The sequence below is a fragment of the Amycolatopsis sp. NPDC003676 genome (assembly GCF_053587275.1).
In genome coordinates this window covers 20,008-30,418 of record NZ_JBSFNS010000101.1, presented here as the reverse complement: position 1 = coordinate 30,418, position 10,411 = coordinate 20,008, and the positions used below count along the sequence as shown (strand labels likewise).

Annotated in this window: 9 protein-coding genes; 3 read left to right on the top strand and 6 right to left on the bottom strand. The window is 69.3% G+C overall.

Annotated features, from left to right (window positions below):
* Positions 1 to 169 precede the first annotated feature (169 nt).
* Complete coding sequence (locus tag ACWDNU_RS36265) at positions 170 to 589, top strand: contact-dependent growth inhibition system immunity protein (RefSeq protein WP_449672193.1); 420 nt, start codon at positions 170 to 172, stop codon at positions 587 to 589.
* A 372-nt stretch (positions 590 to 961) separates the two neighbouring features.
* Positions 962 to 2,575: an AMP-binding protein gene (locus ACWDNU_RS36260; protein ID WP_449672194.1), complete on the top strand. Its 1,614-nt coding sequence runs from the start codon at positions 962 to 964 to the stop codon at positions 2,573 to 2,575.
* Between the two features lie 197 nt (positions 2,576 to 2,772).
* Here ACWDNU_RS36260 and ACWDNU_RS36255 read toward each other — a convergent pair whose 3' ends face one another.
* The 5 genes from ACWDNU_RS36255 to ACWDNU_RS36235 form a co-directional block, all read right to left on the bottom strand.
* Positions 2,773 to 3,183 carry an ATP-binding protein gene (locus ACWDNU_RS36255; protein ID WP_449672192.1) on the bottom strand — a complete coding sequence of 137 codons (411 nt, stop codon included), beginning with the start codon at positions 3,181 to 3,183 and terminating at the stop codon, positions 2,773 to 2,775.
* 2 nt (positions 3,184 to 3,185) lie between these two features.
* Positions 3,186 to 3,560, bottom strand: coding sequence for an STAS domain-containing protein (locus tag ACWDNU_RS36250; protein ID WP_370938480.1), 375 nt, complete (start codon positions 3,558 to 3,560; stop codon positions 3,186 to 3,188).
* Between the two features lie 207 nt (positions 3,561 to 3,767).
* A complete protein-coding gene (locus tag ACWDNU_RS36245) occupies positions 3,768 to 4,010 on the bottom strand; it encodes a hypothetical protein (protein ID WP_449672191.1) in 243 nt (80 codons plus the stop codon).
* Positions 4,011 to 4,067: 57 nt separating this feature from the next.
* On the bottom strand, positions 4,068 to 5,663 hold the full coding sequence (locus ACWDNU_RS36240; protein WP_449672190.1) for an FMN-binding glutamate synthase family protein: 1,596 nt from the start codon (positions 5,661 to 5,663) through the stop codon (positions 4,068 to 4,070).
* Positions 5,664 to 5,704: 41 nt separating this feature from the next.
* A complete protein-coding gene (locus ACWDNU_RS36235; protein ID WP_449672189.1) occupies positions 5,705 to 6,223 on the bottom strand; it encodes a DUF6790 family protein in 519 nt (172 codons plus the stop codon).
* Positions 6,224 to 6,282: 59 nt separating this feature from the next.
* Between ACWDNU_RS36235 and ACWDNU_RS36230 the strand changes: the two genes are divergently transcribed.
* The gene (locus ACWDNU_RS36230; RefSeq protein ID WP_116206158.1) at positions 6,283 to 6,696 is read left to right on the top strand and encodes a MarR family winged helix-turn-helix transcriptional regulator; all 414 of its coding nucleotides are present in this window, start codon (positions 6,283 to 6,285) and stop codon (positions 6,694 to 6,696) included.
* A gap of 108 nt (positions 6,697 to 6,804) precedes the next feature.
* Here ACWDNU_RS36230 and metH read toward each other — a convergent pair whose 3' ends face one another.
* Complete coding sequence (gene metH, locus ACWDNU_RS36225; protein WP_449672188.1) at positions 6,805 to 10,410, bottom strand: methionine synthase; 3,606 nt, start codon at positions 10,408 to 10,410, stop codon at positions 6,805 to 6,807.
* Position 10,411 lies beyond the last annotated feature (1 nt).

Below are 10,411 nucleotides of genomic sequence, written 5' to 3'. Positions count from 1 at the left end.
TGGATCAGCACGTCGCCGGCGAAGAACGGCGTGTCCACCGGAATTTCGGCGCGGGACCGGGCGCGCACGATCCGGTTGTGAGGGAATCTGATTCCCTCAGGGTTCCCCTCACGGACTTCACGCTGCCGCTCCGATGCGAAAATCCTCGCCGGAAGGAGATGATCGCCGCATGTCCCGACGAGCCGACCGGTCCGCACAATCGCTGCAGCAGATCGAAAACTCCGACTGGGGAGACCCGCCCGCCGACGCGACCCGGCTGATCGAAACCGTGCATCGCTTGCGGCGCAAGCCCATCGGCCTGCTCACCGCCGAAGATCTCCGCCTCCTGCTCGGCCAGAACGTCGGCGCGCCGATCCTCGTGCCGCGGGCGCTGGCGCTGCTGGAGCAAGATCCGCTCGCCGAAGGCGACCTCTTCCCCGGCGACCTCCTCGCGTCGATGCTGCGCGTCCCGCCGTCCCATTGGCACGCCCGCCCGGACCACCTCGAGCGGCTCGAACGTGTCATCGCCGCGATCGACACCACCGCTGAGGACTTCGACAGCCTCCTCAGCAGGCCCATCGCCGAATTCCGCGAGCAGCTCCGCGCCTGACCTGCTGGGCCCGCTCCGTCGGGCTCCGCGACGGCCGCACCGACGACCTCGTCCCCCGCCGACACGTCGCCGCCCGCGAGCGCCCCGACCGGGGCGGCCCAGCCCGCCGCAGTCGACACCGGCGCGCGCCCCACAGCGCCCGCAGCTTCGCACTCCGACTCGTCGCCGCCTTCCGAGAACAGCTCCGCGACTGACCACCGATCCGCTCCGGAAGCCCGGCGCCAACCCCAGTCCGGAACATCCCGCGCCCCCGGCCCGACTGCGCTCCGTGCCCCCGCGAGCGCCGTCCGATGTTGCGTCTTCCTGACGGTCGTAAAACGTATTACAGTAGCTGGACGCGTGAATGGCCGTCGTCTGAAATGGGGGCACGTGGTGCAGCTCCAGCCGAGTGCGCATGTCGACACGTTCTGCCGGGACCACCTCCCGCCGTTCGAGCAGTGGCCGCGGTTGTGGTTCGACCTGCCCGAACTGCAGTACCCCGATCGGCTCAACGCGGCCACTCGCCTGCTCGACGACACGATCGCGCGCTGGGGAGCCGACCGTCCCGCGCTGCTGTCCCCTGCCGAATCCTGGTCCTACGGCGAGGTTCTGACCCGCGCCAACCAGATCGCCCACGAACTCACCGCACAAGGCGTCGTGCCAGGGAACCGCGTGCTGCTGCGCGGACCGAACACCCCGTGGCTCGCCGCGTGCTGGCTCGGCGTCCTGAAAGCGGGCGCGGTCGCCGTTGCCACTATGCCGATGTTGCGCGCGCACGAGCTGTCGAAAATCATCGAAGCCAGCACGCCCGTCATCGCCCTCTGCGACCACCGGTACCCCGAAGAACTGCAGTCCTTCGAGCTCCCCCTGATCCCCTACGGCGGCGACGCTCCCGACGATCTTGCCGCCCGCTGCGCGACCCGCCCCGAGACCTTCGAGGACATCGACACCGCCGCGGACGACGTCGCCCTCCTCGCCTTCACCTCGGGCACCACCGGTCGTCCCAAGGCGACCATGCATTTCCACCGCGACCTGCTCGCCATCGCCGACACGTTCTCCCGGCACCTGGTCAAACCCCGGGAAACCGACCTGTTCTGCGGCACTCCCCCGCTGGCGTTCACTTTCGGACTCGGCGGGCTGCTGGTCTTCCCGCTGCACGCCGGCGCCGCGACGCTGCTCATCGAACGCGCCACGCCGGCCGAGCTGGCCGACCTCGTCGCCGAGCACAACGTGACCGTCCTGTTCACCGCACCCACCGCGTACCGGGCGATCCTGGCGTCCGACCGCCGCCCGCTGCTGTCCGGCTTGCGCCGCGCGGTGTCGGCGGGCGAGGCGCTGCCCGAATCCGTCGCGACCGACTTCCACGAGGCGACCGGCCACTGGCTCATCGACGGCATCGGCAGCACCGAAATGCTGCACGTCTTCATCTCCGCCGCCGACGAGGACGCCCGCCCGGGAGCCACCGGCCGCGCCGTTCCCGGCTATCGCGCGCAAGTCGTCGACGACGAAGGCCGCCCCGTCCCCGACGGCACCCCCGGCCGCCTGGCCGTCCAAGGCCCGACCGGATGCCGCTACCTCGCCGACGACCGGCAGACCGTCTTCGTCGAGGACGGCTGGAACCTGACCGGCGACACCTACGTCCGCGACTCCGACGGCTACTTCCACTACCGCGCCCGCAGCGACGACATGATCGTCTCGTCCGGCTACAACATCGCCGGTCCCGAGGTGGAAGAGGTGCTGCTGCGCCATCCCGACGTGCTGGAGTGCGCGGTGGTCGCCGCCCCGGACGACGCGCGCGGCTCGATCGTCGCGGCCTATGTGGTCCTCAACGAGGGTGTCCTCGGCGACGACGCGAAGGTGAAGGAACTGCAAGACTTCGCGAAATCCCTTGCCGCGCCGTACAAATACCCGCGACGGGTGGAGTTCATCCCGGACCTGCCGCGCAACCCGAGCGGGAAGGTGCAGCGGTACCTGCTGCGGCGGCGCGCCGCCGAACCGGTGAGCTGAACTCTCCGCGCGCTGGCCCGCTCACCGAAACCGGATTCTCGCTCGCATCAACCGAACTGATCCTCAGTTCAGCTGCTGTCTTAACGCGACCGCCATGCCGCACGCCTCGGCCCGCCCGCCGAAACCCAGCCCGTCCAGCCGATCCTGGTCCAGCTGCAACCGTCGCCCGCCCCGAGGGAACCGGGCGAAACCGGTCCTCAGTCCAGCTGCCATCCCAACGTGACCACCGTGCCGTCCGCGCCGGTCCGCACGTCGGCCCGATCCGCCGTCGCCTGCACCAGCAGCAATCCGCGTCCGCGCACCGAAACCGGGGCGTCCTCGTCCTCGTCCGGCGGACGCCATTCCCCGTGGTCCGCGATCACGACCTCGACGCTGTCCGGCCGGCACACCGCGTCGAGGTCCACCAGCCCGGGCTCGCCCGGATACGCGTGATCCGCGACGTTCGCCAGCGCCTCGTACCCGGCCAGCACGATGTCGTGCGCGCGATCGTCCGGAATGCCCGACTCCAGCGCCCACGCCAGCAACCGGTGCCGCAACGCGCGCAACGCCCCCGGTTCCGCGACGATCCCGTGACAGCTCAGTGCGCGGGTGTCCTCCTGCACGTCCATCGTCAACCGCCCGCTCCGGCCACCCCGGCCAGCGCCTGGTCGACCGAGGGGAACAGCGAGATCCACTCGTCGAGTCCGGTGGTCGTGAACGGCCGCGAGGTGATCGAGGAGGTGCTCACCACCCGCAACGCCCCCGCGTCGAGCTGGCGGTGCGCGCCGGCCAGCACCTGCAGCCCGGACGAGCTGAGGAAGTCGACCGCGCGCAGGTCCACGACCAGCACGCCGGGCTCGCGCTCGAGCACCCCGCCGACGAACTCGCCGAGTTCCGGCGCGGTGACCAGATCGATCTCGCCGCCCACGGTCACGACCGCGGCCGGTCCCCGCCACCGGACGGACACCTCGAGGTCGCCTGCGTCCTGCCCGTCTCCCGAAGCCACGATTGCCGATCGTGCCCGATCGGACGGCGAATCGCCAGTGGACCACCGGACGGCCCCTGCCCGAGACCCCCGCCCGGCCGTGCCTCCGCTCGGCCATCAGCGGGTCCGGCGCACGCCACTTGCGGTGAACCGCACGTCAACCGAACGGGGGTGCCGACTGCCCGCGCCCGGCAACCCCGGACCACACCTGCGGAGACCGGCCGCGAGTCACCTGGCGCGCCGTCTCCTCAGCTCGGCCAGCCACTCCCGGATCTGGCTGTCGTCATGCAGATAGCCGCCATCGAGCCCACGAGGCAGATCGATTCCGCAGAGGAGATCCAAGGCCCAGAGACTCAGCTCATCCCACGAAAGCCCGTCGTCGGTCAGCCACCGGCCCGCCCAGCGGTCCACCGCGTCACGAGTCATCCGCCCGTCGAGAAGCGCCGCGAAACGCGCTTCGATCTCGTCCAAGCCCGGCTGCTCACCAGAGATCACGCATCGACCGTACCCACCCGAATCAGGGCTCGCTCAGGCGAACCGGTCCGGATCGGCCGCGGCCCATTCCTCCGCCCATCCCTTCGGCGGCTCTTCCAGCAACTCCCCCGGCGACAGCCAGTCGTACCACTCCCCATACGACAGCACCGTCCGCGCATCAACCCGCCGTCGCAGCAACTGCGGCGTCAACTCCGCCGGATCCGAAACCCCCATCGCCGCCATGATGCGCATCGCCGAGGCGACCGTAGCCTCCTGGTAGCGCCGCACCCGCTCGGTCTTGTCCCCGACGTCCAGCGCCCGCCCCCGGCGCGGATCCTGCGTCGCGACCCCCACCGGGCACTTGTTCGTATGGCATCGCTGCGACTGGATGCACCCGACCGCGAACATCATCGCCCGCGCCGCGTTCGTGTAGTCCGCGCCCTGGATCAGCCGCTTCACCACATCCGCCCCAGTGGCGACCTTCCCGCTCGCCCCGAGCTTGATCCGGTCCCGCAACCCGGTACCGACCAGTGCATTGTGGACAGTGTGCAGGCCCTCGGTGAGCGGCGTGCCAAGATGATCCGCGAACTCCAGCGGAGCGGCACCGGTGCCGCCCTCGGCACCGTCGACCACAATGAAGTCCGGCGTAATCCCTTCGGCCAGCATCGCCTTGCACACCGCCAGCACCTGCACCCGCGAACCGACACACAGCTTGAATCCGGTCGGCTTGCCGTCAGCCAGTTCGCGCATCCGGGCAATGAACAGCACCAGTTCACGCGGCGTCGAGAATACTCGGTGATACGGCGGGGAAACCACGGTCTCCCCCAGCGGAACCTCCCGCACCCGGGCGATTTCCGCATTCACCTTAGTGCCCGGCAGCACCCCGCCCATCCCAGGCTTCGCGCCTTGCGAAAGCTTGAGCGAAACGCATTTCACCGAATCGTGCGCGGCTTTGTCGGCGAAGGTCGAGGGATCGAAATCGCCGTCGGAGGTCCGGCAGCCGAAGTACCCGGTGCCGATCTCCCAGATCAGGTCGCCGCCACCACGCAGGTGGTACTCCGACAGCCCGCCCTCGCCGGTGTCGTGGGCGAAACCGCCGCGGGCGGCGCCCTGGTTCAGCGCAAGGATTGCGTTGCTGGACAAGGAGCCAAAGCTCATCGCGGACACATTCAGCAAAGCCATCTCGTACGGCCGCGTGCAGTCCGGACCGCCGACCCGGACTCGCGGCACGGTATCCGGAACCGGCACCGGCGCGAGTGACGGGACGAGGAATTCGTATCCCTCGGCGTATACGTCGCGCTCGGTGCCGAATGGTTCTTCCGCGGCCGTGCCCTTGGCGCGTTGATAAACAATGGACCGGACGTCGCGATCATAGGGGCGGCCGTCAAAGTTGCGTTCCACGAAATACTGCTGCAATTCCGGCCGGATGCTTTCGAGCAGGAACCGCAGGTGCCCGAGCACCGGATAGTTCCGCAGCACCGAATGCCGCCGCTGGGTCACGTCGTACACTCCAGTCGCCGCGAGCACCAGCAACGGCGCCGCCAGGAACCACCACCACGCCGACACCGCCGCGCTGAGCACTGCCGCCCCGGCCGCGAGCACGACCAGCCCCGCGGCCAGTCCGAATCGGACCACACTGAGTCTTGCCACGGCGTCGAAACTAAACCCCGCCGCCGAGCCGCGCAGGTCGGCTAGACCAGCTCCGGCTGCTTGGCCGCGGCCAGCCGCTTCGAACGGACCGCGAGGACGATCAGCACCGCCGGGAAGAGCAGGTCGCAGACCAGGACGCCGCCGGTGTTGCCCGGCGCGTGGTCGCCGTTCGCGAACCACTGGTACCCGTGCCCGATCAGCGCGCCCCACAGGAACATCCCGGCCCCGAGGCCGACGGTGATGCGCTCCCGCGCGGTGGCCGAGGCCGAGGCGGCGCGGAAGCCCATCACCGCGAGCCCGAGGTTGGCGAACGCGATCTCGAACTGGAACGCCGACGGGGCGAATCCGATGGTCTCGGCCATCACGCCCGGCGCGCCGAGGAACGCGAGGACCATCCACAGGCTGCCGCACCCGAGCGCGGCGACGGCCCACCACCGCTGCCAGGTTTCGAGCCTGGCCCGCGGCGAAGGGCTCTTCCGGGTGCGGAGCACCGCACCGACGACCGCGATCAGCGGCCAGATCAGGGGGAACAGGGTCTGAGCTGCGTAAGGGATCTCCATGCCGATGAGTCTTGCATAGTTAATATTAACTCATCAACACTCCTGGTAGGCTCGCCCTCGTGGACGACGGACTTGCCGAAGCGCTGCATCGAGTGGTGTACCTGCTGGGCGAAGCCGCGCGGCAGCGCGCGGACGGCTCAGGCGGATTGACGTACAGCCAGCTGCGATTGCTGGGCACAGTGGAAGACATCGAACCCGCGACACAGCATCAGCTGGCGCAGGCGATGTCGGTCTCCGACCCGGCGATCAGCCGCGCGCTGCGCCCGCTGGAATCGGCCGGGCTCGTGCAGGTGCGCCAAGACCCCGAGCACGCCCGACGACGGCTCGTCACGCTGACCGACGCGGGCCGGGCAGCCTTCCATGACACGGGGAAGCCGCTCCGGGACGAGTTCCGCGAGGCCTTGCTGAAGGCGGGTTTTCCATATGAGCAGTACTTGCGCGACACCGAGCGGCTCGCGGAACTGCTGTCCTGAGCGGATGCCCCAGAGATGCCGTGAGGGGAACCCTGAGGGACTCTGATTCCCTCAGGATTCCCCTCACGGACCCGGCCCGGTCACCCAAGGGCGACGCGAGAAGATGGCTCAGTAAGCCAGATTAGGCCGCAGCCACCGCTCCACTTCGGACAGTTCCTCGCCGCGCCGGGCCGCGTAGTCCTCCATCTGGTCGCGGCCCAACCGGCCGACCGTGAAGTACCGCGAGTCCGGATGCGCGAAGATCAGCCCGCTCACCGCGGCGGCCGGGGTCATCGCGTACGACTCGGTCAGCCCGATCCCCAGCTCGTCGGCGCCCAGCAGCGAGAACAGGTCCTTCTTCTCGCTGTGGTCCGGGCTCGCCGGGTAGCCGAGCGCGGGGCGGATGCCGCGGAAGCGTTCCGCGTGCAGGTCCGCCAGGTCCGGCTGCACGTCCGGCTCGAACCAGCGGCGGCGGGCCTCCAGGTGCAGGTACTCGGCGAACGCCTCGGCCAGCCGGTCGGCCAGCGCCTTCACCATGATCGCCCGGTAGTCGTCGTGCTCGGCCTCGTAGCGCGCCGCCAGGTCCTCCGCGCCGTGGATGCCGACGGCGAATCCGCCCAGGTGGTCGCCGAAACCGGCGGGGGCGATGTAGTCGGCGAGGCACCGGTTCGCGCGGCCCTCCGGCTTCTGCGTCTGCTGGCGCAGCATCGGGAACTTCCAGTTCGAGTACTCGCCGTCGAGCAGGATGTCGTCGCCCTCGGAATGCGCGGGCCAGAACGCATACGCGCCGCGCGCGGTGAACGAGCCGTTCTCGATGATCTCGTCCAGCAGCTGGTTCGCGTCGTCGAACAGCTCGCGCGCGACCGGCTGGTCGAGGATCGCCGGGTACTTGCCCTTGAGTTCCCAGGCCAGGAACAGGAACTGCCAGTCGATCATCTCGCGCAGCTCCGGAATCGACGGCTCGACCACGCGCACGCCGGTGAATTCCGGCGTCGGGATCTCGTCGAACGACACCTTCTCGGCGTTGGCGCGTGCCTGCTCAACAGTCAGCATCGGTGTCGCGTGCCGGTTTTCGTGCTGGACGCGCAGCCGCTGCTGTTCGGCGCGATTGGCGGTGTCCAGCGCGTCGGCGCGGTCGGTGTCGAGCAGGTCGGACACCACGCCGACCACCCGTGACGCGTCGAGCACATGCACCGTCGTGTGGTCGTACGCCGGCGCGATCTTCACCGCGGTGTGCTGCTTCGAGGTGGTCGCGCCGCCGATCAGCAGCGGCAGCTTCAGCCCGCGCCGCTGCATTTCCTGCGCCACCGACACCATCTCGTCCAGCGACGGCGTGATCAGCCCGGACAGCCCGACGACGTCCGCGTGCTCGGCGACCGCGGTGTCGAGGATCTTCGCCGCGGGCACCATCACGCCGAGGTCGATCACCTCGTAGTTGTTGCAGCCCAGCACGACGCCGACGATGTTCTTGCCGATGTCGTGCACGTCGCCCTTCACCGTGGCGAGCACGACCTTGCCCTGGCCGCGGGAGGTCTGGATGCGGCCCTCGGCCAGCATCTTCTCCTTCTCCGCCTCCATGTACGGCTCGAGATAGGCCACCGAACGCTTCATCACCCGCGCGCTCTTCACGACCTGCGGCAGGAACATCTTCCCGGAGCCGAAGAGGTCGCCGACGATCTTCATGCCGTCCATCAGCGGACCCTCGATCACCTCCAGCGGCCGCTCGAACGACTGCCGGGCCTCCTCCGTGTCGTCCTCGATGAAGTCCACGATGCCGTGCACCAGCGCGTGCGAAAGCCGTTCCGCCACCGGCTTGTCGCGCCAGGACAGGTCGACGACGCGCTTGGTGCCGCTGCCCTTGACCGTCTCGGCGAACTCCACGAGCCGGTCGGTGGCGTCCTCGCGGCGGTCGAACAGGACGTCCTCGACCAGCTCCAGCAGATCCTTCGGGATGTCCTCGTACACCGCGAGCTGGCCGGCGTTGACGATGCCCATGTCGAGCCCGGCGCGCACGGCGTGGAACAGGAACGCCGAGTGCATCGCCTCGCGCACGACGTTGTTGCCGCGGAAGGAGAACGACAGGTTCGAGATGCCGCCGGAGGTGTGCGCGCCCGGGCAGCGCTCCTTGATCAGCGGCAGCGCCTCGATGAACGCCTTCGCGTAGCCGTTGTGCTCGCTGATGCCGGTGGCGACGGCGAGCACGTTCGGGTCGAAAATGATGTCCTCGCCCGCGAAACCGGCCTCGCGGGTGAGCAGATCGTAAGCGCGGGAACAGATTTCGACCTTGCGCTCGACCGTGTCGGCCTGGCCCTTCTCGTCGAAGGCCATCACCACGACGCCGGCGCCGTAGTCGTGGATGCGCCGGGCCTGCTCCAGGAACGGGCCCTCGCCCTCCTTGAGGCTGATCGAGTTGACCACGCCCTTGCCCTGCACGCAGCGGAGCCCGGCCTCCAGCACGCTCCAGCGCGAACTGTCGACCATCACCGGGATGCGCGCGACCTCGGGCTCGGTGGCGATCAGGTTGAGGAACGTCGTCATCTCCTGCTCGGATTCGAGCAGGTCGGCGTCGAAGTTGACGTCCAGCAGGTTCGCGCCGCCGCGGACCTGCTCCAGCGCGACGTCCACCGCCGCCTGGTGGTCGCCCGCCTCGATGAGCCTGCGGAACTTCGCCGAACCGGTGACGTTGGTGCGTTCGCCGATCATCACGAACCCGGTGTCCGCGCCGATCTTGAACGGTTCGAGGCCGGAGAACCGCGTGCTCGCCTCGTGCGCGGGCACCGGCCGCGGCGGAAGGCCCTTGACGGCCTCGGCGATCTTCGCGATGTGCGCGGGCGAGGTGCCGCAGCAGCCGCCGACGATGTTGACCATCCCGGCCCCGGCGAACTCGCCGAGCATGCCGCCGGTTTCCTCGGGCGTCTGGTCGTAGCCGCCGAACGCGTTGGGCAGGCCCGCGTTCGGGTGGCACGCGGTGTAGGTGTCGGCGAGCTTCGCCAGTTCCTCCACGTGCGGGCGCATTTCGACGGCGCCGAGCGAACAGTTGACGCCGACGACCATCGGGCGCGCGTGCGCCACGGAGGTCCAGAACGCCTCGACGGTCTGGCCGGACAGGGTGCGCCCGGACAGGTCGACGATGGTCACCGAAATCCACAGCGGCAGATGCGGCGCGACCTCGCGGGCCGCGGCGATGGCGGCCTTGCAGTTGAGGGTGTCGAAGATCGTCTCGATCATCAGCAGGTCGACGCCGCCGTCGGAGAGCGCCTGGATCTGCTCGGCGTACGAGGCTTTGACGTCTTCGAAGCTGACCGCGCGGTACGCCGGGTCTTCGACGCGCGGCGAGAGCGACAGCGTGACGTTCAGCGGGCCGATCGACCCGGCGACGAACCGGTTGCCGAACTCGTTCGCTGCCTGGCGCGCGAGTTCGGCGGCGCGCAGGTTCATCTCGCGCACGCGGTCCTGCAGGCCGTAGTCCGCCTGGCCGATGCTGGTGGCGGTGAACGTGTTGGTAGTGGTGATGTCCGCGCCCGCGGCGAGATATTGCCGGTGCACGTCGAGCACGACGTCCGGCCGCGTGAGGTTCAGCAGGTCCGGATCGCCGGTGACGTCCTTCTCGTGGCCTTCGAGCCAGTCCGCCCGGTAGTCCTCGGGAGCGAGACCGGCCCCCTGCAGCATCGTGCCCCAGGCCCCGTCGAGCACGACGACGCGCTGGTCGAGCAGGTTCCGCAGGTTCTGGGTCATC